At 60.9% G+C, this 20,711-nt stretch carries 15 protein-coding genes; 6 read left to right on the top strand and 9 right to left on the bottom strand.

The genetic code is table 11. The features are described 5' to 3' along the window. Window positions 1-8: 8 nt before the first annotated feature. Both Ga0074115_RS02655 and Ga0074115_RS02660 read right to left on the bottom strand, forming a co-directional pair. Complete coding sequence (locus Ga0074115_RS02655) at window positions 9-1,694, bottom strand: ABC transporter permease (RefSeq protein WP_060528179.1); 1,686 nt, start codon at window positions 1,692-1,694, stop codon at window positions 9-11. A 3-nt stretch (window positions 1,695-1,697) separates the two neighbouring features. Next, a complete protein-coding gene (locus tag Ga0074115_RS02660) occupies window positions 1,698-2,702 on the bottom strand; it encodes a Fe(3+) ABC transporter substrate-binding protein (protein WP_060528191.1) in 1,005 nt (334 codons plus the stop codon). A gap of 376 nt (window positions 2,703-3,078) precedes the next feature. Between Ga0074115_RS02660 and Ga0074115_RS02665 the strand changes: the two genes are divergently transcribed. Beyond that, the gene (locus tag Ga0074115_RS02665; protein ID WP_057955970.1) at window positions 3,079-3,357 is read left to right on the top strand and encodes an RtcB family protein; all 279 of its coding nucleotides are present in this window, start codon (window positions 3,079-3,081) and stop codon (window positions 3,355-3,357) included. Window positions 3,358-3,658: 301 nt separating this feature from the next. Here the strand turns inward: Ga0074115_RS02665 and Ga0074115_RS02670 are convergent, their stop codons facing one another. Then, window positions 3,659-4,393, bottom strand: coding sequence for a hypothetical protein (locus tag Ga0074115_RS02670; RefSeq protein WP_060528192.1), 735 nt, complete (start codon window positions 4,391-4,393; stop codon window positions 3,659-3,661). Between the two features lie 84 nt (window positions 4,394-4,477). Next, window positions 4,478-7,255, bottom strand: coding sequence for an MMPL family transporter (locus tag Ga0074115_RS15630; protein WP_082626806.1), 2,778 nt, complete (start codon window positions 7,253-7,255; stop codon window positions 4,478-4,480). Between the two features lie 289 nt (window positions 7,256-7,544). On the opposite strand from Ga0074115_RS15630, the gene Ga0074115_RS02680 reads away from it, so the two are divergent. Continuing rightward, entirely contained in the window at window positions 7,545-10,658 is a 3,114-nt protein-coding gene (locus Ga0074115_RS02680; protein WP_232432868.1) for an efflux RND transporter permease subunit, read from the top strand. A gap of 37 nt (window positions 10,659-10,695) precedes the next feature. Here the strand turns inward: Ga0074115_RS02680 and Ga0074115_RS02685 are convergent, their stop codons facing one another. From Ga0074115_RS02685 to Ga0074115_RS02705, 5 genes are all read right to left on the bottom strand, one after another. Beyond that, window positions 10,696-11,880 carry a GGDEF domain-containing protein gene (locus Ga0074115_RS02685; protein WP_232432869.1) on the bottom strand — a complete coding sequence of 395 codons (1,185 nt, stop codon included), beginning with the start codon at window positions 11,878-11,880 and terminating at the stop codon, window positions 10,696-10,698. Window positions 11,881-11,995: 115 nt separating this feature from the next. Further along, window positions 11,996-13,123, bottom strand: a complete 1,128-nt coding sequence (locus Ga0074115_RS02690; RefSeq protein ID WP_057955972.1) for an NAD(P)/FAD-dependent oxidoreductase — start codon at window positions 13,121-13,123, stop codon at window positions 11,996-11,998. Between the two features lie 162 nt (window positions 13,124-13,285). Next, window positions 13,286-13,519, bottom strand: a complete 234-nt coding sequence (locus Ga0074115_RS02695; protein WP_057955973.1) for a hypothetical protein — start codon at window positions 13,517-13,519, stop codon at window positions 13,286-13,288. Window positions 13,520-13,773: 254 nt separating this feature from the next. After that, window positions 13,774-14,841: an efflux RND transporter periplasmic adaptor subunit gene (locus Ga0074115_RS02700; RefSeq protein ID WP_057955974.1), complete on the bottom strand. Its 1,068-nt coding sequence runs from the start codon at window positions 14,839-14,841 to the stop codon at window positions 13,774-13,776. An 11-nt stretch (window positions 14,842-14,852) separates the two neighbouring features. Further along, a complete protein-coding gene (locus tag Ga0074115_RS02705) occupies window positions 14,853-15,209 on the bottom strand; it encodes a S24 family peptidase (RefSeq protein WP_006475339.1) in 357 nt (118 codons plus the stop codon). Window positions 15,210-15,340: 131 nt separating this feature from the next. Here Ga0074115_RS02705 and Ga0074115_RS02710 point away from each other — a divergent pair, with 131 nt between their 5' ends. From Ga0074115_RS02710 to Ga0074115_RS02725, 4 genes are read left to right on the top strand one after another with little or no spacing between them, the layout of a single operon-like run. Continuing rightward, window positions 15,341-17,128 carry an ABCB family ABC transporter ATP-binding protein/permease gene (locus tag Ga0074115_RS02710; protein WP_057955975.1) on the top strand — a complete coding sequence of 596 codons (1,788 nt, stop codon included), beginning with the start codon at window positions 15,341-15,343 and terminating at the stop codon, window positions 17,126-17,128. Next, window positions 17,125-18,312 carry a tRNA nucleotidyltransferase/poly(A) polymerase-related protein gene (locus tag Ga0074115_RS02715; RefSeq protein ID WP_232432870.1) on the top strand — a complete coding sequence of 396 codons (1,188 nt, stop codon included), beginning with the start codon at window positions 17,125-17,127 and terminating at the stop codon, window positions 18,310-18,312. Before Ga0074115_RS02710 ends, Ga0074115_RS02715 begins: the two co-directional genes overlap by 4 nt. A gap of 10 nt (window positions 18,313-18,322) precedes the next feature. Further along, on the top strand, window positions 18,323-19,966 hold the full coding sequence (locus Ga0074115_RS02720; protein WP_060528181.1) for an ATP-binding protein: 1,644 nt from the start codon (window positions 18,323-18,325) through the stop codon (window positions 19,964-19,966). Further along, window positions 19,967-20,614, top strand: coding sequence for a response regulator (locus Ga0074115_RS02725; protein ID WP_005960775.1), 648 nt, complete (start codon window positions 19,967-19,969; stop codon window positions 20,612-20,614). The last annotated feature ends 97 nt before the right edge of the window (window positions 20,615-20,711 follow it).

Consider the following 20,711-nt stretch of genomic DNA (forward strand, 5'->3'; position numbering starts at 1 on the left):
GCAAGAGGTCAGTGTGGTTGGGTTGAATGGGGATGGCTGGAGCTGCGTACTAGCAGGATCACCGGCAGCAGCCCGGCCAACACCAGGGTTACCGCCGGCAGCGCGGCACGCTCCCACTCGCCTTCGGATGTCATCTCGTAGATGCGTACTGCCAGGGTGTCCCAGCCGTAGGGGCGCAGCAGTAGGGTGGCGGGCATCTCCTTCATTACATCCACCAGCACCAGCAGCAGTGCGGTGAGCAGGCCGGGGCGCAACAGTGGCAGGTAGACCCGGCGCACCACCCCGAGCGCACGACAGCCGAGGTTGTGAGCGGCATCGGAGAGACTCGGTCGGATGCGCTCTAGGCCGCTCTCGATAGGGCCGTGGGCGACTGCCAGAAAACGGGTCAGATAGGCGCTAAGCAGCGCCAGCAGGCTGCCGCCAAAGATCTGCCCAGGGGGGGTGTTATCGAAGATGCGCCAGATTGCGTTGATCAGATTATCCAGGCCGCTAAAGGTCAGCATGATGCCCACCGCCAGCACTGAGCCGGGCAGGGCGTAGCCGAGGGTGGCGATGCGCGCCGAGCTGGCGGTGAGTCGGTTGTCGTGAAAGCGCCGTGCACAGCCGAGCAATAGTGCCGCGATGATGGTGATCAGTGCGGAGATGCCGCCCAGCGCCAGAGTGTGGGCGAGCAGCTCGAAATAACGGGGGTCGAGATCCTGCTGCACCACCTGCCAGGCCCAGATCAGCAGTTGGATCAGCGGCAGCAGAAAGGCGAGACTGAACACCAGTCCCGCTGCTGAACTTGCTACACCGCCCCGCCAGCCCTGCAGGCGGAAGCGCTGTGGCGGGGCGCCGCGACTGGTCTCGTGGTAACGGGCGCGGCCGCGCAGGCGGCGCTCTGCGACCAGCGCCAGGGCGACAAACAGCAACAGCAGCGAGGCGAGCTGGGAGGCGGCCTGTAGGTTGAACAGGCCGAACCAGGCCTTGTAGATGGCGGTGGTGAAGGTGTCATAGTTAAACACCGATACTGTGCCGAAATCGGCCAGGGTCTCCATCAACGCCAGTGAGGTACCGGCGACGATGGCGGGGCGGGCCATCGGCAGGGCCACGCGAAAAAATGCAGCCCGTGGTGTCAGACCGAGGCTGCGCGCCGCCTCCAGGGTGCTGCGCCCCTGGGTGAGAAAGGCGGAGCGGGCCAGCATGTAGACATAGGGATAGAGCACCAGTACCAGCACCACGGTCACCCCGCCGCTGGAGCGCACCTCGGGAAACCAGAAGCCGCCTCGGCCGAATAGCTCCCGCAGCAGCCCCTGCAGGGGGCCGGTGAAGTCGAACAGCCCCAACACCACGAACGCCAGCACATAGGCGGGTACCGCCAGCGGTAGCATCAGCGCCCAGTCGAAGAATCGCCGTCCAGGGAACTCACAGAGGCTGGTGAGCCAAGCCAGCCCGACGCCGAGCAGCAGCACTCCGACTGTGACTCCAGCGAGCAGGATCAGAGTGTTGTACACCAGTTCCGGCAGCACCGTCTCAGCAAGGTGGTGCCAGACCGCGTTCTCTCCCTGCAACCAGCCGGAGAAGATCAGCAGCAGCGGTACTGCGATCAGTGCCGCGAGCGCCAGGCAGCCCAGCTGCCAGCCTGGTAGCCGTACTCCTGAATCAGACAGCCGGGCCGCATGAGTTGACTGAAGATGAGAGGGAGCGGTGGGCATGGCTCAGCGGTAGCCGGCCCGGTCCATCAGCATCACCGCCTTGGCCTGCAACCTTCCTGCCTCAGCAACGTTGAGCGGGTCGCCCTTGAACTCGCCCCAGGTGGTCACCATCGGATCGGGCTGGACTGCCGGATTGACCGGGTACTCCATATTCAGGGCCGCAAATCGGGCCTGGGCCTCGGGGGAGGCGAGCCACTCCAGCAGCTTCACCGCTGCGTCGCGGTGCTTGGCATGACGGGTGACGCCGGCGCCGGAGACGTTAATGTGTACGCCGCTACTCTGCTGGTTGGGCCAGAACAGTGCCAGCTTGATCGATGGATCTTTTTTCTGCAGCCGGCCAAAGTAGTAGGTGTTGACTATGCCCAGGTCACACTGGCCGGCGAGGATTGCCTGCATCGTCTTGGTGTCGTTGGAGAAGGGCGGCGCGGCCAGGTTGGCGACCCAGCCCGCGACGATCTGCTGCGTCTTCTCCTCCCCCAGACGGGCGATCATCATCGCTACCAGCGACTGATTGTAGACTTTCTTCGAGGTGCGCAGACAGAGGCGGCCCTTCCATTTGGGATCGGCTAGCGCCGCATAGCTGCTTAGCTCTCCCGGCTGTATCCGCTCGCTGCTGTAGACGATAGTGCGGGCGCGCACCGAGAGGCCGAACCAGCTGTTGTCGGGGGCGCGCAGATGCTCCGGCACGTTGGCGCTGAGGATCTGCGAGTCGATAGGGGATAGTACACCCTGTTCGGCCGCCTGCCAGAGATTGCCCGCATCCACCGTGATCAGCAGATCCGCCGGGGTGTTGGCCCCCTCCGCCTTTAGCCGCGCCAGCAGCGGTCCGGCTTTGTCGGTGATGTAACGGATCTTTACACCGCTTTTTTGCGTGTAGGCGTCGAACAGCGGCTTGATCAGATGCTCCTTGCGGGCCGAGTAGACGACGATCTCATCGTTGGCCTGGGCGGCGGGCAGCAGCATCAGGGTGGCGAGCAGCAGTAGCATCGGTTGGTGCAGATATTTCATGATCGTCTCGAATGGATGTGCAGGGATGTGAGAGTGGCTGGTTGGGCAGATGGCCTCATCGAGCACCGTCTGCCCAGCGGAAGTTGGTGCCAGATTGCCCAGATGCTGTCCGGCTAGCGCAACAGGGCCTTGCGCATTAACCGCCAACGTCTTGTTCTATGGTTCTCTGAGTGCTGTTTTGCCTGGCGATGGAGTAGCCAGGCGTGGGCTAAGGTGGCAGGTGTTGCAGGGTGGCTGATCTTGCTGGTTGTTTCGGCGTACATTGTTGATCTCACCAAGTGACCTAAAAATAGACCTTGATTTAAATATTATTGCAAATCGTTCGTATTTGCAAGTGAGTCACTCCCACTCTCCTGTTGGTGGGCAAGAAGACGTTATGCCAGTGAAGATGATCCTCGACCAGGGACGGGGGCCGATGCGGATCTACACCGATGAGGTGGAGTCCGCCGCGCTGCAGCAACTAGGCAATATCGTTAGGTTCGACCTCGTGCACCACCATGTGGCGGCGATGCCGGATGTGCAGCTGGGCATTGGCGCCACGGTGGGCGCGGTGATCCCCACCAAGGGGGCGATCATCCCCTTGGTGGGGGTGGATATCGGCTGTGGCCCAGCCCCCCTAGGCTGGCTCAGAACCCCACTGCCAGATGGACGGTAGCGGTTGTCGGCGGTCTCGCTGCTGCTGCCGCCGTCTACAGTGTCGTAGTCTGCGTCGAGGGCCCACTCGAAAGCGAGGGCTGCGGTCCACGGGGCTTTGACAGCTCAAGGGCTAACGCTTCGACCATCGCCGCTGGCCAAATGAATTCTTCGTTAATGCGGGATCTTGCACCTTATCAGGAGCCTGGATATTGGTGAGCCAGTCACGATGAGGCAAGGACCGGCTGGAGAGCCATGCGTGGGAGAACCATACGCATGGTTTGGAGGGCGGGGAAGCTCCCTAACCCTATCGTATTATTACATCAGGGTCTGGGCACGGGACCGGGCAGGTTCTGTGGAATGGTAAAAGGTCCATCTGCCTGTTTGCGGGTTAACGGCAGGATTAGAGGGCCGCGTCTACCGCCCCGTCCTAGGGGCAACAACCGCAGGGTGACATCCTGATAACCATCGCCATTCACATCGGCATAGTCGATGGCAATCACCCGAAAACCGGTGGCCAAGGGATCGGTCTCGCAGTCGAGACCTGTCGATTTGAAGTCGACGCGACCACGGAAAAGGCCGTTTTTAATGCGGCAGGCCTGGAGATCGTCCGCCGGTTTCTCACTGCTGGGCTCGACTCTGGTCAGAATACGGGTGAGGTCGGGTACACCGGGCGGTAGGGGGCGGCAGTTGCCTGAGTCACTCTCTGGATTACAATCGGCCTGAATTGGCAGATCGTGCAGTTTGGCATTCATGAAATCATAACCACTGACAAAGTCATGGGTTGGTGGTCCATTAAACCGGTATAGAAAATTCACATAGTCACAATCCTGTTGCACCTTGCTCCAGATAGTGCGCTCCACGCGATTACACCACTGTTGGGCTCCCTGTCGGAAGGCAGTCTGTGCCGCAGCACAGTCGGCAGGGATACGGAACGGCTTTTTAATATGCCGGCTGATCGGCAGGTTGACTTCATATTCGGTGACCTTTTGGCCGCTGTAGGGTGCACTGAAGTAGAGATCGGCATGGCCGGCCTCGGAAGCGGTAGAGATGGTCATCAGAAGGAGGAGCCAGCAGAGTGGGTGACGCATTGCACGTGCGGTATTAGGTTGTTGGTTTAGAGACTGTTTCATCGAATCACCTTATTGGATTCCATTCTGCCTCTCGTGTTCCGGGCCAGCAACATTTCTATCCCCTCGCTTTGCTGGGACCGTGTCAGTGGATGTTGGTGGATTGATCTTGTCTATGAATGTGACCCAGCGGCAGCTGACATCGGTGGCGAGGTTGTAGAAGAGGCGGCTGCCTATAAACGGATGGAGTAGGGTGACACTGCGGAGGCTGCTCTTCTCCAGAGCCACCGCCTGGGTCTTGCGCGGTTCGTCGGCGAGCAGAGCGATATCACCGAACAATTTGCCGGGGGCAAAATGATTGACGACCAGTCTCTTTTCCGAGTTCTCTCTGCCCGGCATGCTTACCTCCACCGCACCCTGCATTACCAGATACATGGCATGGCTTTTGTCGCCGGGTTTGAACACCTGCTCTCCTGCGGCGTACTCAGTCACGGTGCTGGCGAGGATGAAGCGACGGATTTGCCAGGGCCGCATCTCCCGGAACAGTACACTCTGCGGGATGACCTCCTGACGCAGTTGAGCTGAGAGCAGATCCCACAGGCTGACCAGTCGCAGGGAAGAGATCACCAGTGGCGTGATGACGAAATCGGCGATCAGAGCGGTGGCGATGACCAGTGCGCTCAACAGCCCGAAGAACGCGATGGGCTGAAAATCAGACAGGGTAAAGACCAGGAAGCCGGCAATTAGCGCCACTGAGGTGGAGACCACCGGCAGCGCTTCGTTGGCCAGCGTGGCGTGCATCGCCAATGCCTGATGGCGGGATGAGCGCAGCTCCTGGTTGTAGCGCAGCATGAAGTGGAGGGTATCGTCCACCGCGATGCCGATGGCGATGGCTGCCGCCATGGTGGTACCGATGTTGAGGGGAATGCCGGCAAAACCCATCACGCCGAACAGCACCACCACCGGGAAGGCGTTGGGCAGGGCGGCTAGCAGGCCGACCCGCAGATCGGTGAAGAGCACCGAGATGATCAGCACAAAGAAGAACAGCAGCAGCAAGATCGACTGCAACTGTCCATTGATCATGGATCGGGTGGCTGAGAGGGTGAGTACCGAGGAGCCGGTGATGTGCGCCTGCAGACCGGGATCGAGCTGCTGGTCGATGAATCCCTGCAGGGCATTGACGAAGGACTGCAGTTCGCGGGTCGAGTCGGCGGCGTGCCGGACCAGGATGCGTACCCGACTGTAGTCCTCGGAGACGTAGGCATGCACATGCTTGTGGTCGAGAAAGATCATCAGTTCGTTCACCACATCGTCCGACTCCGGCAACTCGGCCTCATCCAACTCCTGAAAGGCGCGATTGAGGATCGACAGGTAGTTGGCGAATGAGGTGGTAGAGCGGGAGATCCCCTGGCTGTCGATAAACTGCTGTATCTCAACGATCTCCTCCAGATAACGGACCTTGAGGAAGGTGTCCTGGATGCCGGAGTCGAGGATGATGGAGAAGTTCTCAAGCCCGGCCAGATCACTATTCACTGCCTCCACTTGCTGCCGCACGGCCGAATCCCGGCCAAGGCTTTCGATGGTGCTGTGGTTGACCTGGATGGCGGGTACGCCCAGGGCGGCAACCAGGGTGATGGTGAACAGAACCAGCAGAATGAGCCAGCGGTAGCGCTGCAATCCCCGCCAATAGGCGTCTGCCAGCCTGCCCGGCTTGGCCTGGACGAAGCGCGATTTGCCGTCCAGTTGCCAGCGTCCGGCAAGCGACAGTAGGGCAGGGATCAGCATGATGGTGGCGATGAAGTTAAACAACAGCCCGGTGGAGGCGAGGATGCCGAACTGCCAGAGCACCTCGATGCGGCTCAAGCCCACCGAGAGAAAACCGACGTAGGTGGTGACGAAGGTGAGCAGCACCGTGCGCCCCATCTTGCGCGCCATGTGCTGGATGGCGACCTGGGTCGTCATGCCCTGGCGCTGGCCGTGGCGGAACTCGGAGAGCAGGTGGATATCCTCGGTGGAGCCGACAATGATCAGCAGGATCGGCACGATCGATGTCACCACATTGAGGGGGATGCCGCTGAGCCCCATCAAGCCCAGAGTCCAGAGGATGCTGATGCCGGCAGTGAGGATTGGGGTGAGGATATCGACAAACTGGCGCAGCAGCAGAAACAGGGCGATCAGCAGGGCGGCGATGGCGATGGGGAAGAGGTCGGTCTGTTCCTGCTGGATCTGCCGCGTTATGGCGGTGCGTACATAAGGGTAGCCGATGGTGAAAAACTGCGCGTAGTGGCCTGACAGCGGCCTGGTCAGCTGGTCGATCGATGTGGTGATGCGAAGATCATCGAGGCCGCTGACCGCCTCCTTCAGGACGATCGCTGCGGTCATCACTTGGCCGTCATCGGAGAGCAGTACATGTTTGATGAAGGGGTCGGTGAGCGCCTGCTTTTCCAACGTCCTGCCTGCGGTGAGATCCTTCGGCAATTTGGCTAGGTAGGGGTCTTTGTTGAGATAGCCATCGACGCTCTTCAGGTAAGGGACCGAGAACAGGCTCTCCACCCGATCGACGAAAGGCAGCGCCTTGATCGTGCCGATCACCTGTTGCAGAGCCCGCAGCTTTTTCGGCGCCATCAGCTCAGCATCCCGCAGATAGAGCAGCACGATCTTCTCGTCGCCGAACTGTGCGCTGATCTGCTCGTAGTAGTCCCGCTCCGGATCATCGAGCAGCAGCAGCTCCTCCGCCGAGATATGCACCTGAACTTGCTGCAGCTGGGTTGCCGCCAGCAGCGAGAGGATCAGCAGTGTGGCGAGCGCCCACCGGGGATGGTTGGCGCAAAGCATCAGAATACGCTGCATCAGGGTCTTCTGATGTGCCAGCTCAGGTCCGTCGGACGGAGCGGATGGTAGATATCAAAGTGGCAACTCATCTGCTGGAGCATAGGCAAGATGCCTGGCTAATGCGAATATGCGAGGTTCATCAAGGGGCGGAGTCGATTGCGTTGAGATTGTGGGAAAATACAGATCCATTTGCCGCAATTGACTCCGACCCTGAGCTTCATACATCTGAATGTGCGTCTATTGGCGTTCATTTGCGGCATTATGATCTGCTTTGAATCTGGCTGGTGCTGAGAGCGGGGCATTTTTCATGACAAAGAACATCGGTGGCGGGCTGGCTGCCTGGTCGATTCGCCACCCGATCGGGGTGGTGATGATCACCCTGGCGGTGATGGTGCTCGGGGTCTTTGCGTTGGGACGCCTAGGGGTGGATTTACTGCCGCATATCATCTACCCGGATGTGCGGGTGCGGGTGCTCGATCCTGGCGTGCCGGCGAGCATCATGGAGGATCGGGTCACCCGTCAGCTGGAGGAACAGCTGGCGATCACTGAGGATGCGATCCACATCCAGTCGCGCACTAGTGAGGGGCGCAGTGCGGTGGATCTCTCCTTCGCCTATGGCACCGATATCGACCAGGCGCTGCGCGACGCCTCCACTCGCCTCGACCGGGCCAAGCGTTTCCTGCCCGATAGCATTGAAGCGCCGGTAATCTACAAGCGTGACCCCTCGCAGCGGCCGGTGGCGGAGTTTGTGGTCAGCTCCACCCTGCGCGATGCGGTGGAACTGCGCAGCTGGGCCGATTACGACTTGGGCAAGTGGTTTCTGACTCTGCCGGGGGTGGCGGCGGCAGAGGTTGGTGGCGGGCGGGTGCGGCAGATCCAGGTGATCCCCGATCAGATCCGTCTTGCCGGGCTCGATCTGCAGTTGCTTGATCTGGAAGCGGCGCTGCAGGCGGCCAACCAGGACACCCCGGGTGGGCGGCTGATGATGCCTCAGGGAGAGATCAGCGGCCGTACCGCCGGGCGCTTCCGTTCGGTGGAGGAGATCGCCCAACTGCCGTTGCGCACGTTCGGCGCCGACCAGAGCGAAAGCCTGATCTACTTGAGCGAGGTGGCGCAGGTGGTGGATGGGGCAGAGGATGAGACTCTGCGCATTCGTCTCAACCAGCAGCCAGGGGTAAAGCTGTCGATCCAGAAACAGCCCCAGGCGAACACCATCGAGGTGGTCGATGGGGTGCTGGCCAGGCTCGCTGAGCTGGAGCACAAGGGGCTGATCCCGGAGGATATCGAGATCCGCGCGGTGGACGACCAGGCCCGTTACATCCGCCGTGCCCTGAGCAATGCGCTCAACTCGGCGGCGATCGGTGGACTGCTGGCGATGTTGGTGGTCTATCTTTTTCTCGGCAGCCTGCGCCGCACCCTGATCATCGGCAGCGCGATCCCGATTGCGATCCTGGTGACCTTCATCCTGATGTCGTCGGCGGGTTTGACCCTCAACATCATGACCCTGGGCGGCCTGGCGCTGGGCATCGGCATGCTGGTGGACAGCACTATCGTGATGCTGGAGAACATCTACCGCCATCAACGTGAACGGCGGGGGGATGAAACGCTCTCTGTTGCCGAGAGTTCGGGGCGGGCGGCGTCGGAGGTCAACAGCGCCATCGTCGCCGCCACCACCACCAATCTGGCTGCGGTACTGCCGTTTCTGTTTATCGGCGGGCTGGTGGGGCTGCTGTTTCGTGAGCTGATCTTCACTATCTCAGCAGCGATTGTCGCCTCGCTGATGGTTGCCCTGACCCTGGTGCCGGCGCTGGCCGGGCGCATCCCGGCGCGGCGTGAGGCGTTGCTGCGGCGTGGCGTGAACCGGTTCTTCGAAGGCCTGCAGGCGGGATACGGCTGGCTGGTACGACAGCTGCTGAGGGTCCCTTGGCTACTGCCGCTGCTGTTCATCGCCGCGCTGGCGCTGATCTGGCCGCTGCTGAGTCAGGGGCGTCAGGTGTTTCTGCCGAACATGGATGAGGGGCGCATCTATGTCAGCGTGACTGCCGATCGCGGCATTAACCTGCCGAATATGGATCGCATCGTGCGGCGTCTTGAAACCCTGTTCAGCGAGCAGCCGGAGGTGGAGACGATCTTCACCCAGTCGGGCGGCTCGGTGTTTGGCCGCTCCCAGTATCAGGCCGCAAATCGTGCCAGTCTGCAGCTGACGTTGAAGCCGATCCGTCAGCGCGGCATCGACAGCCGCGCCTGGGTCGCGCGTATGAAAAAGGCGGTAAAAAAGTTGCAGCTGCCGGGGGTGCGGCTCTATATGCGGGTGCGGGGGATTCGCGGTATCCGCCTGAATCGGGGCGAGGATGATGTGGATCTGCGTCTGCAGGGCCCGGATCTCGAGACCCTGGCGCGGCTGGCCGAGCAGCTGGTGGTGCGGCTGCGGGAGGTGGAAGGCTTGAGCAACCTGAGCCACTCCAGTGAGGATGTGAGCCAGGAGATCTCAGTGCGGGTCGATCGCGAGCGGGCCGCGCGGTTTGGTCTCAGCGTGGAGGATGTGGGGCGCTATCTGCAGCTCGCCCTCGGCGGGATTAAGGTGACTGAATTCCTGCAAGGGGATCGGAGCGTGGATGTGCGGTTGCGCCTGAGTCGTGACGAGATTGCCAACCCCGCTGATGTGGAGTCGATCATTATCTTCAGTCGTAGCGAGCCGCGGGTGCCGCTGCGGCTTGGTGAACTGGCGCAGATCGAGCTGCTTCCGGCACCCTCGTCGATCCACCGCGATCAACAGCGGCGAGTGGTGGAGATTAGTGCCTCGCTGGGCAAAGGAGTCTCACTCGAGCAGGCGATGCAGTGTGTCGACAAGGCGCTGGAAGGGTTCGAGCTGCCGGCGGGGTACCGTATCTACGACGGTGGTGGTCTGGAGCAGCTGAGGGAGGGACGTGAGATGGGGCAGTTGTTGCTGGGGCTGGCGCTGTTTCTCGTGTTTGTGGTGATGGCGGTGCAGTATGAGTCGCTGCGCAACCCGCTGGTGATTATGTTGAGCGTGCCGTTTGCGTTGATTGGTGTGGTGTTGGGGCTGCAGTGGAGCGAGTTATCGCTCTCGATGCCGGTCTGGCTGGGGTTGATCATGCTGGCGGGGATCGTGGTCAACAACGCGATCGTGCTGGTGGAGTATATTAGCCTGCAGCTGCAGCAGGGGGTGGCGTTGGATGCAGCGATCGTTGAGGCAGCGCGATTGCGGCTGCGGCCGATCCTGATGACCACACTGACCACGGTGGCAGGCATGTTGCCGCTGGCTCTGGCCCTGGGGGAGGGGGCGGAGATGCTGCAGCCGCTGGCGGTGACGATCGTTTCCGGGCTCTCTTTTTCGACCCTGGTGACGCTGCTTTTGATCCCGGCGGTCTATCGATTGATTGGCGCACGGGCTGGTTGATGTTGATTCGCGCCGCATGCGGCGCGAATAGATTGGGTCAGATAAACGCAACCTGGTTGCGACCGTTCTCTTTGGCTTGGTAGAGCGCGTCGTCGACCCGCTTCATCAGGCTGTCGGAGTTGTCATCGGAGAGCAGGCAGGTTACGCCGAAACTGCAGGTCAGCGGCTCGCCGGTTGGGAACTCGTGTGCCTCGATGCGCTGGCGCAGCCGCTCACTGAGGGCCATGCCGTCATGCTTGTTGGTCTCGGGGCAGATGATGAGAAACTCTTCGCCACCCCAGCGTCCCACCTCGTCGTTGCCGCGCAGTCCGTTGCGCAGTTGGCTGGCGACAGCCCGGATCACCTTATCGCCCATCTGATGACCATGTTGGTCGTTGACCGACTTGAAGTGGTCGATGTCGAGCAGTATCACGCAGAGTTCGGTGTTGCTCTTGCGGCTCTGCAGCGCCATCTGTTGCAGGATCAGGTCGATCTTGCGCCGGTTGTAGAGCTGGGTGAGGGCATCAACCTCCGAAAGATGGGCTAGCTCCCGGTTTCGCTGGGCCAGCTCTTTCTGGGTGGCGCGCAGGCGGTCAAGAGTGTAGATCAGCCGCAGGCTGCGTTCCTCCTCCAGTCCCGAGACGATGGCTCGCTCGACAATGCTGCGGTAGCGCTTGGAGATATAACTGGCGAGCAGCACAAAGAAGGCAAGGAAGGCGATGCGCAGCAGGCTGTTGCTGCCACTCACGGAATTGGTGGTGAAGGCCTCAGTGATAGAACCGAGCTGGACGCTGCCGCTACTGATGGTGACGAGGGTGACGAAACTGTAGGCGGCCACGGCAAATGCTCCGGAGGCCAGGGTCAGGCGGGGCGAGAAGCGTAGTGTGGAGAGGCCGATCCAGATGAAGTAGAGCAGAAATGCCTCGGTCTTGAGGGTGCGATAGCCGCCAAACGCGAAGATTACTAGCGAGAGCAGAAGAATATCGGTGGAAATTGAGACATAGCGTAGCCACCAGACCATAGGGCCCTTCTGCAGCTGCAGATGGATCACACCGGCATACAGCAGGTTGATCAGAGAGCCAAACAGGATCATTTGGAAAGAGTGGGCGGGAATCTCCTGACGGATGCCCACAGCTGCCCCGATATAGAGCAGAGTGAGCCAGAGGCGCACTCGGTTGATATAGAGCTCGCTCTTATGCTCTTCCTGCTCGAACGGTATCGGAGCCCGGTGTTGTGATTCCATGCTGCTCATGTGGGCATTATATCCATTCCAATGGACAAATACCCTTTAGGAATCAGATTCTTAGCTAGGGCGTGATCCAGGCTGTCAGCAGCAGTTGATTGCCGGCAGCGGTGAATTAACGATATTTGCGTAGATACCACCATTCGAAGAAACGTTTCAGCCAGTGGAACAGGCGCATGCTCGGCATCACGATATTGTGTTTTTGGGTGCGTGCCACCAGCATGCCGGTAGTTTGGCTGTCGATGATGCAGACCAGTTCCACCTTGAAGGTTTGTGTCGGTTCATGCCCCTTGAATTCAGCGACCAGGTTGGCGGCTGCCGCCTCCGCCTGCAGATCCGCCATGTGTGCCTGTTTTGGCATCCACTCGGGACCGGGGAAGCTGCCGGAGTCACCCGCTACATAGACCTGCGGCATTCCCTCCACCCGGCACTGGAGATCAGCTTTGATCAGCCCGCCAGAGGAGCGTGGCAGTTCGGTGTTGTCGAACCACAGATTGCCGGTCATGCCTGGCATGAAGAGGATCAGATCGGCGTGAAAGGCACCGCCCTCGGTGATCACGTTGGTCGTGGTGAACTGCTTCATCTTCTGCCCCAAGTGGGTCTCGATGTCACGCAGCTTCATCTCGCGCACCAGCCCCTCTACCGCCTTGGGGCCGAGGCGCTGACCGGGGTTTTCGGCTGGAGTGAAGAAGATCAGATTGAATTTGTCGCGGCGTTTCTCCAGGCGCAGCTGACGGTCGATGCCGAACAGGAACTCAAACATCGGGCCGCCGCGCATCGCACTCGGCTCCTTGGGGTTGCCGGCAAAGCCGATAGCGATGGTGCCGCCCTGCATCGCTTTCAGGCGCTCGCGGATCCGCACTGCGGCATCAATGCCCTCGCAGGGGGTGATGGCGTTCTCGATGCCCGGCAGCTTTTTGATAAAGCGGCCGCCTGAGCAGAGGATCAGACCGTCGTTCTCGATCTCGCCATCGCTGGTGATCAGGGTACGACCACCATCCTTCAGGCCGATCGCCTCAGCGGCGTGGTGCTTGACCCGCATGCGCTGGAAGAAGGGGTTGAGGGGGACGATCAGATCTTCCGGCTGACGGATACCGCTGGGAATCCAGATGATCCCCGGTAGGTAGTGAAACTCTGCCTTGGGAGCCACCAGGGTGATCTCCATCTCCATGCCGCTGCTGCGCAGCTTGCGAATAGCGGTGAGGGCGGCAAAACCACTGCCGACGACGGTAACACGCTTCATGCGGGACTCTCCGGGATTGTTGGGATTGCAAGCAGCGGCCCTGTGGAATTGTACCTGGGCCTCGGGTTGACGCAGGGGTGCCTGCAGCCACAGGGATAGTAGCGGCAGTGTGGCTGCCGCTCAACCTGTGGATGATGTTATTCCCTTTGCAAAAGAGAGGTCTTAGAGCCCAACTAGCTCGCCATGCAGTCCCTGAAAATGGGTAATGCTGAGCAGATCTCTGCCACTGACTTTTTCGGGATTATATTCAAGGATGAAGAGGTGAGGGCGATTGTTTTCGTGGTGGACGGAGACTACCCCCTCACGTTCGCGAAATGCAGACTCCAGCTGCTTTTGCCCGTTCTCATCCAGCGTCTCATCGACATGGATGGTGATGTCAGCCAGGTTGATATCCATGATGCTTCTCCCCTTCAGTCAGGACCAACATATGCCGTGCTGCGGCTTCCACTTTTAGAATAGTTCACTGGCGCTGCCGTGGCGGGAGAAGTCGGGTTAGCATAGATATCGATCAAGGCCGGGATTCAGTCCGCAAAAAATGCACATGAACGCGAACAATAATTTCTGACAACGGGCTGAAGTGGCGTAATCAGCTTTACATAACATTCGCGTTTTTTTGCGTCATTTGCGGACTATTATCTTGCGGAGCCTGCTTAGGGAGCCTCCACCACCTTTATTTTGCTGCCGTCACGCAGGTTGAGAAAGCCTTTGATGATGACCTGGTCGCCGGGTTCGATCCCTTGGCTGATCTCGATCCGGCTGGCCAGGTGGAGGCCGCTCTTTACCGTCACCCGCTCTGCCCGTTGCTGGCTATCGACGCGAAACAGATATTCGCCTTGGGTGTCACGCTGCAGTGCGGTGAAGGGGACGCTGAGGCGTTCCTGCTGGGTGCTGCTGAGGGTGACCCGGCAGAGCTGGCCGGGGCGTGCCCCCTTGGGGTTGGGCGTGAGCAGGATCTCCACCCGGCCCATGCGGCTTTTCGGGTCCAGCTCCGGATGGATGCGCAAAATTCTGCCGCTGTGCAGGGTGGGCCCCAGACCGTCGATGCTGACCTGCACCGGGTCGTTGATCTTCAGCTGCGGGATCAGCAGATCGGAGACCAGGATCTCGGTGATCAGGGAGTTGAGGTCGATCAGGGTCAGTAGATGAGTGTGGCGTGGCACCACGTCCCCCGGTTCTACCAGCCGTTGGCTGATGGTGCCGCTGAAGGGGGCCTTGATGACGGTGTGGCTGATGCGGGTTTCGAGCAGGCTTTGCTCCGCCTCGGCTACCTCCAGCTCGGTCTTGGCCCTGGCCAGCTCATCCTCTGAGGTGGCCTTGTGCTGCACCAGACGCTGGATGCGCTTCAGGTTGACCTGGGCCTGGCGGGTGGTGGCGCGGGCCTTGTCCAGTTCGGCCTTGAGCAGGTCATCCTCCAGTCGGGCCAGTAGGCGGCCCTTTTTTACCCGGTCGCCCTCGAACAGGGGCAGTTGGGTGATGCGTCCCTCCTCTTGGTTGAAGATGCGTACCCGCTGCCGTGCCCGCAGCGTGCCGCTGCGCTGCTGGTGGATGGTGCTGGGACGTCTCTCCACCCGTTCGACCACCACCAGGTGGGCGCTGGGTGGGCGCTTCTTCTGCTTTACGCTTGCTGCCTGCTGCCCGCCCGAGAAGGGATTCTGGCAGCCCGACAGCAGTATCGTTGTCAGCAGCAGGAAGCAGAGAGGCTGTCGCTGCAGGCACATGGCGGTGGGGATCAGTTCAGGCTGCTGGGTTGCGGGGTGCCGTTGTCTGGCACATAGGGGGAGTAGTGTTTGATCTTACGACGCAGGTTGCGCTGTACGATCACGCCGAGGATTTTGAATTCGCTGCCCTGCAGGTCGATCTCGGGATAGCCCGGTTTCAGCGCCACCAGGCGTTTTTTGCCTTCGCCTTCCGAGATGTACTGGCGGAACCAGCGTTCGCCATCCACCTCGGCGATGATGTAGGCGCCAGTGGCGCAGACTTCGGCAGGCTCGATGACGATGATGCACTTTTCCGGAAACTCCGGCTCCATGCTGTCGTCCAGCACCTGTAGGGGGTAAAGCTCGTTATAACTACACTCGTTGCTCATCACTCTTCAGCCAGAAAAATTGCCTACATATAACGGGGCTGGCGCGAGGCCAACCCTGGGGATTGAACGGAATTCTGCGCAAAGCCGCCTGATTTCGATAGAATCCCGCTTTTTCACCGACGCATTCTAGCATGTCACACATCATGGCCGACTCCCGGGTCCACAGCGACCGGCGGGACCTCCACAACCTTAGAAATATGCTGCCGTTTCTCTGGGAGTACCGCGGTCGGGCACTGTTCGCCCTGGCCTGCCTGGTGCTGGCGAAGATGGCCAACGTGGGTATCCCGCTGCTGCTGAAAGAGATTGTCGATATCCTGGAGCAGAGTGATAAAGCGATGCTGCTGCTGCCGCTCAGCTTGCTGCTCGCCTACGGCGCGTTGCGCCTCTCCAGTTCGCTGTTCAACGAGTTGCGCGACGCGATCTTCGCGCGGGTGCGCTACCGGGCGATGCGGCGTCTCTCGAACCGGGTGCTGAGCCATCTGCACGAGCTCTCGCTGCGTTTCCACCTGGAGCGCCAGACCGGTGCCATCAGCCGTGATCTGGAGCGCGGCACCCGCTCGGTCAGTTCGATCCTCAACTACATGGTGTTCAGCATCCTGCCGATGTTGGTGGAGTTCTCCCTGGTGGCGGCGATATTGCTGAGCCAGTACGACATCATCTTCTCCCTCGTCACCTTCGGCGCGGTGGCGGTCTACATCGGCTTCACTCTGGCGATCACTGAGTGGCGCATGGAGTTCCGCCACGCCATGAACCGGCTCGACTCCCAGGCAAACACCCAAGCCTTCGACAGTCTGATTAACTACGAGACGGTGAAGTATTTCGGCAACGAACGGCTGGAGCTGGATCGTTTCGACACCACCCTCTCAGAGTGGGAAGAGAATGCGGTGAAGAGCCAGACCTCGATGTCGCTGCTCAACTTCGGTCAGGGCGGCATCATCGCCATCGGTGTCACCCTGATCATGATCCTCGCGGTTGACGGCGTGGTCACAGGAGAGATGAGCATTGGTGATCTGGTGCTGGTCAACGCCTTGCTGCTGCAGCTCTTCATCCCGCTGAATTTTTTGGGCATGGTCTACCGCCAGATCAAATACTCGCTGGCCGACATGGATCTGATCTTCAAGCTGCTGGAGCGTGAACCCGAGATCACCGACGCTCCGGATGCCCGGCCGCTAGTGCCGAAGGGCGGCGAGGTGCGCTTCGAACAGGTCGACTTCTACTACCAGCCGGAGCGGCCGATCCTGCACCAGATCGACTTCACCATCCGCCCAGGCGAGAAACTGGCGGTGGTGGGCCACAGTGGCGCCGGCAAGTCGACCTTGTCGCGGCTGCTGTTCCGCTTCTACGATGTCACCAGTGGGCGGGTGCTGGTGGATGGCCAGGATCTGCGTTCGCTGACCCAGGAGTCGCTACACCAGGCGATTGGCGTGGTGCCTCAGGACAGCGTGCTGTTCAATGAGTCGATCCTCTACAACCTCGCCTATGGCCGCCCCGATGCCAGCCGTGAGGAGATCGAAGAGGCGGCGCGACTGGCCCATATCGCCGAGTTCATCGAGTCGCTGCCCGACGGCTACGACACACGAGTGGGGGAGCGTGGGTTGAAGCTCTCCGGCGGTGAGAAGCAGCGGGTGGCGATTGCCCGGGCGATGCTGAAGCGGCCGCAGATCCTGATTTTCGACGAGGCCACCTCGTCCCTCGACAGCAAGACCGAGCAGGCGATTCAGCAGACCCTCAAAGAGGTGGCGCGCCACCACACGACCCTGGTGATCGCCCACCGCCTCTCCACCGTGGTCGACGCTGACCGTATCCTGGTGATGGACCAGGGCAGGGTGATCGAACAGGGCACCCACCGTGAGTTGCTGGAGCGGCAAGGGCGCTATCAACAGATGTGGTTGCTGCAGCAACAGGAGCGGGAGTCGTGAGCGACTGGCCGCAGATCGATGGCGCCCAGGTCTACCTGGTCGGCGGTGCGGTGCGTGATCAGCTGCTAGAATTGCCGGTTCATGAGCGCGACTGGGTGGTGGTGGGGGGCGATGAGACGAGGATGCTGGCGGCCGGTTTTTGTCGCGCCGACAGCGAGTTCCCGGTGTTCCTCCATCCCGACAGTGGTGAGGAGTTCGCGCTGGCCCGCACCGAGACTAAGACCGGTGCTGGCTACAAGGGGTTTGCGGTGCAGGCCGGTCCCGATGTGACCCTGGAGGCCGATCTGCGACGGCGTGATCTGACCATCAATGCGATGGCGCTGGATCAGCAGGGGCGGCTGATCGATCCCCTCCACGGACGTGATGATCTGGAAAACGGCCGGTTGCGCCATATCAGCGATGCCTTTATCGAAGACCCGGTACGGCTGCTGCGGCTGGCCCGGTTTGCCGCCAAGCTGGGGCGCTGGGGCTTTCGAGTCGCCCACTCCACCCATCGGCTGCTGCAGCAGATGGCGGCCAGTGACGATCTGCTCAGCCTCAAGCCGGAGCGGATCTGGAGGGAGATGGAGAAGTCCCTGGCCGAGCTCCAACCTTGGCGCTTCTTCGAGGTGTTGCAGCGCTGTGGTGCGCTGCAGCGGTTGCTGCCCGAGTTGGACACTGCGCTGGGCTCGCCGGCTGGTCACGCTAAGCAGAGTGAGGCTGATAAGTTTGCTGCGCTGAAGCGGGCCACCGGGATCAGTACGGAGAGCCATGTTCGCTTCGCCGCGCTCTTCTATCCGCTGCTGGGGCCGGGTGGTGATGTGCAGACGCTGGTGCGCCAGCTGCGGGCTGGTCGTGCCTATGCAGATCTGCTGCGGCAACTGCAGCAGGCGGATCGTGGTGGGTTTCTGGCAGCTGCGCCTGAGGCGTTACTCAATACCGTCTCTGGCCTGAAATCGCAACAGCAGCCGCATCGATTGGCGGGCTTCGTGGCGGCGGCCAAGGCGCTCTGGCCTGGGCCGATGCAGCGCCTCGCACCACAGATTGAGCTGGCCTGCCGGGCGCTGGCTGAGGTCGATGCGCGGCAGTTGCAGGCGACAGGCTTGCAGGGAGCGGAGCTGGGCCAGGCGTTACGCCAGCGGCGCCTGCAACGGCTCGAACAGTGGCTGCGGGATGCTGACTTAAACGGTGAGGAATCGTGCTAGCATCTGCGCCATGACGACACTGGAGAGAGATGTGGCCGGCGCTGATCGAGCCCGCCCCGGCAGCCTGACGAGCGACGGCGAACAGTGGCCCAGCCTGCGCATCCTGGTGTCGGGCCACCTACTGCTGCCGGCCTCGGTACTGACACTGGCGCTACTGGCCGCCCTGGTATTGGCGATCCTGCTCTACCTGAATGTCGGTAATGCCAAGCTGAACATGCCGCTGTTGGTGATTGCGGTGTCGCTGGCGGTGGTGATGCTGATCGTCACCATGGAGCGGCTGCGTACCCAGCTGCTGCTACCGCTGTCGCTGCTCGAGGAGACTGTCACCCAGGTCTGCCAGGGCGAGCCGGTGATCACGCCCCATCCGCCGGAGAAGAGCGGGGTGTTGAGCGCGATGGCGCGGGATATCGACAGCCTTAGCGAGGAGTTGACCGATATCTACGAGGATATGCAGGTCAGGGTGGCGCGGCAGACCGCGCGATTGGCGCAGAAGACCACCTCGCTGCAGCTGCTCTATGACGTTTCCGCCAGCATTAACCAGTCGGAGAATGTGGATGAGCTGCTGCTGCAGTTTCTGCGGGTGCTGAAGGGGATGCTCAACGGCCGCTCCGCCACTGTGCATCTGGTGGGGAGTGATGAGCAGGTGCGCCTGGTCGGCAGCCTCGATCAGAATGACCGGCTGATGAGTGAAGAGGCACTGCTGCCGGTGCGGTTCTGCCAGTGCGGCAAGGCGCTGGTGCCGGGGGATATCATCTGCCCTAACGATCCGCGCGAATGTTCACGGCGAAATGGTCGACGTGTTTTTAGTGTGGAGCAGGTGGAACGGGTTTCGGTGCCACTCTGGTACCATGGCGACGTGCTTGGTTTCTACCATATCTATGTGAAGCGCCCCGGCATCTATGATGGCCGTGAGGATGTGCTGGATATCCTCAACACGGTGGGCAGTCACCTCGGCATGGCGGTGGCGAAACACCGTTCCGACAAGGAGGCGCGGCGTCTCTCGGTGGTCGAAGAGCGCACCACCCTGGCCCATGAACTGCATGACTCGCTGGCCCAGACCCTCGCCAGTCTGCGCTTTCAGGTGCGGATGTTGGAGGAGACTCTGGAGAAGCCGGGGCAGATGGGCGAGGCTCAGCAGGAGGTGCAGCGGATTCGCAACGGTCTCGACGAGGCGCATATGGAGCTGCGTGAGCTGATCAACAGCTTTCGCGCCCGGGTCGATCAGGGGGGGTTGCTGGCGGCGCTGGAGAAGTTGGTGGAGCGGTTTCAGCAGGAGACCGGCATCGCGACTTTTTTTCAGCAAGATTGCCGCAAAATCAATATGAACAGCAGTCAGGAGCTGCAGGCGCTGCGCATCGTGCAGGAGTCGCTGGCGAATATCCGCAAACATGCCCAGGCGCATACCGTGCGGGTGCTGGTGCGCTGTCGTGGCAAGGGTGACTACCTGCTGCTGGTGGAGGACGATGGTGTCGGTTTTGAAGAGACTACCTCGGAGGGCAATCCGGGCGAGCATATCGGCCTCTCGATCATGGAGGAGCGGGCGCGCCGGGTCGGTGGGCGACTCAATATTGAAAGTGAGCCGGGGGAGGGCACACGGGTGGAACTAACCATCCATCGTGCCGAGACGACGCCCCGGTCTGTAGAGGTGGATTAGATGCGGGTAATGTTGATCGACGACCATGCGCTGTTTCGCATCGGCCTGCAGGAGCTGCTTGAGCGCCGTGGTATCGAGGTCTATGCGGTGGGGGACTGCCTGCAGGGTGTCGAACTGGTGTTGGAGGAGCGGCCGGATGTGGTGCTGCTCGACATGCGCATGCCAAATATGAACGGCATCGAGATGCTTAAGCAGTTGCGTCAGAGCGAGGCGAATATGCCGATTGCGATGCTCACCACCAGCCGCGAGGAGAAGGATGTGATCGACTCGCTGCAGAATGGTGCCCAGGGGTATCTGCTCAAGGATATGGAGCCGGACGAATTGATCGATGCCCTACAGGAGATCGTTCAGGGCAACTCGGTGGTCGCAAAAGAGCTGACCAGCATCTTGGCGAAAGCTGTACAGGGGGGTGAGCAGAGCCAGGAGAAGGAGAGTCACCACTCTCTGGCGGATCTGACGCCACGGGAACGGGAAATCCTCTGCCATCTGGCGGAGGGACAGAGCAACAAGGTGATCGCACGCAATCTGGGGATCTCCGATGGCACTGTGAAGCTGCATGTGAAGGCGATCCTGCGCAAACTCGACGTGCACTCCCGGGTGGAGGCGGCGGTGATCGCGGTGGAGCAGAATTTCTGTCTGCGTGGCTGAGGCTGTGAATTATCATGGCGGCGCAGTGGCGGCTGCGGCCAAATGGCCCTGTTCGTTTTGTAGTAGCTAAGGAGCCTCTGAACGAATCCTGGTCTCG

The sequence above is a fragment of the endosymbiont of Ridgeia piscesae genome, from assembly GCF_001443665.1.
Taxonomy (GTDB): domain Bacteria; phylum Pseudomonadota; class Gammaproteobacteria; order Chromatiales; family Chromatiaceae; genus Endoriftia; species Endoriftia persephonae.

Excerpts from the sequence above, each read along its gene's own strand:
- Ga0074115_RS02670 (WP_060528192.1), bottom strand. The coding sequence starts at position 4,393 with ATGACCATCTCTACCGCTTCCGAGGCCGGCCATGCCGATCTCTACTTC.
- Ga0074115_RS02680 (WP_232432868.1), top strand. The coding sequence starts at position 7,545 with ATGACAAAGAACATCGGTGGCGGGCTGGCTGCCTGGTCGATTCGCCAC.
- Ga0074115_RS02660 (WP_060528191.1), bottom strand. The coding sequence starts at position 2,702 with ATGAAATATCTGCACCAACCGATGCTACTGCTGCTCGCCACCCTGATG.
- Ga0074115_RS02700 (WP_057955974.1), bottom strand. The coding sequence starts at position 14,841 with ATGTGCCTGCAGCGACAGCCTCTCTGCTTCCTGCTGCTGACAACGATA.
- Ga0074115_RS02720 (WP_060528181.1), top strand. The coding sequence starts at position 18,323 with ATGACGACACTGGAGAGAGATGTGGCCGGCGCTGATCGAGCCCGCCCC.
- Ga0074115_RS02705 (WP_006475339.1), bottom strand. The coding sequence starts at position 15,209 with ATGAGCAACGAGTGTAGTTATAACGAGCTTTACCCCCTACAGGTGCTG.
- Ga0074115_RS15630 (WP_082626806.1), bottom strand. The coding sequence starts at position 7,255 with ATGCAGCGTATTCTGATGCTTTGCGCCAACCATCCCCGGTGGGCGCTC.
- Ga0074115_RS02655 (WP_060528179.1), bottom strand. The coding sequence starts at position 1,694 with ATGCCCACCGCTCCCTCTCATCTTCAGTCAACTCATGCGGCCCGGCTG.
- Ga0074115_RS02690 (WP_057955972.1), bottom strand. The coding sequence starts at position 13,123 with ATGAAGCGTGTTACCGTCGTCGGCAGTGGTTTTGCCGCCCTCACCGCT.
- Ga0074115_RS02665 (WP_057955970.1), top strand. The coding sequence starts at position 3,079 with ATGCCAGTGAAGATGATCCTCGACCAGGGACGGGGGCCGATGCGGATC.
- Ga0074115_RS02725 (WP_005960775.1), top strand. The coding sequence starts at position 19,967 with ATGCGGGTAATGTTGATCGACGACCATGCGCTGTTTCGCATCGGCCTG.
- Ga0074115_RS02685 (WP_232432869.1), bottom strand. The coding sequence starts at position 11,880 with ATGGAATCACAACACCGGGCTCCGATACCGTTCGAGCAGGAAGAGCAT.
- Ga0074115_RS02695 (WP_057955973.1), bottom strand. The coding sequence starts at position 13,519 with ATGGATATCAACCTGGCTGACATCACCATCCATGTCGATGAGACGCTG.
- Ga0074115_RS02710 (WP_057955975.1), top strand. The coding sequence starts at position 15,341 with ATGTCACACATCATGGCCGACTCCCGGGTCCACAGCGACCGGCGGGAC.